The 1,099-nt window shown below is 69.0% G+C and carries 1 pseudogene; it reads right to left on the bottom strand.

Annotated features, from left to right (window positions below):
* Positions 1 to 1,099, bottom strand: a pseudogene (locus IGS60_RS28220) (filamentous hemagglutinin); the annotation flags it as partial.

Below are 1,099 nucleotides of genomic sequence, written 5' to 3'. Positions count from 1 at the left end.
GCTGGTCGCGGCCCGCATACAGCAAGCCGGAGTTGTTCAGATCCCCGCCGACCTTGGCCGCCAGGTCCGTGCCCGCGCTCAGCGTGCCCTGCTGGTTCAGCAGGCTGGCCACATCCAGCGCCAAGGCACCGGTGCCCGTTTGCACGACACCACGCGTATTGTCCAGCGCGGCACCACCGACCTGCAGGTCGGTGGTCGCCGCCAGCACGCCATCGGTGTTATTCACAGCGCCCTTGCTGGCGACAGATGCCGCAGCCGCGGACGTGATGCGGCCCTTGCTGTTGTCCAGCACGCCGGCCCGCACCTGCACGCCGCCGTTGCCGCCGATCTCGCCGCCGCTGTTGTCGAGCTGTCCCGTCGTGGCTACCGTCATCGCCGCATCGCCCGTCTGCAGCACATGGCCGCCACGGTTGCTCAGGCTATCGGCCTGCAGCGTCACTTGCTGCCCCACCGTGCTGGCCTGGTCATGCCGCATGATGCCCGCGTCGATGCGCACCAGGCCATTGCCGAGGATGCTGCCGCGCTCGCCATCGAGCGTTGCCGCGTGGAGCGCCAGCGTGCCGTTGCCCGCATGTTCGAGCTTGCCATCCGTATTCATCAGCTTGCCCGCATCCAGGGTCGCATTCGCGCTGTTGACGGCGATGCGGCCGCTGGTGTTGTCCAGTACGCCGGCCGGCATGCTCAACACGATGCGCGTATCGCCGGTGCCCGTCTGCACCACGGTGCCGCGGCGGTTGTCCAGGTTACTCAGTTGCAAGTCCAGCTGCCCCGCGCTCAGTTGTCCCTGTTCATTGACCAGGGTCTGGCCCGCATGTGCTCCCGCCGTCACCGCCAGGGTGCCCGGCGTCGTCAGCAGTGCCTGGCGCGTCAGCACATCGCCCTGTGTCGCCGTCAATGCGATGTTCGCCGCGCCCGTCTGGCTGCCCGTCAGGTCCAGCGCCGCGCCGCTCAAGGCCAGCTGGCCCGCCGCCAGGTTTTGTCCCTTGGCCAGCAGCGCCTGTGCCGTCGTCACGCGCAAGTCGCCTGTCGCCAGCAAGCCGCCATCGGCCTTCACGCCCGCGCCCAGCAGGCTCGATGCCGAACTGTCCAGGCTGGCCGC

The sequence above is a fragment of the Janthinobacterium sp. FW305-128 genome, assembly GCF_020858135.1.
Classification (GTDB): domain Bacteria; phylum Pseudomonadota; class Gammaproteobacteria; order Burkholderiales; family Burkholderiaceae_D; genus Janthinobacterium.
This window is presented reverse-complemented; position numbering and strand designations above follow the sequence as displayed.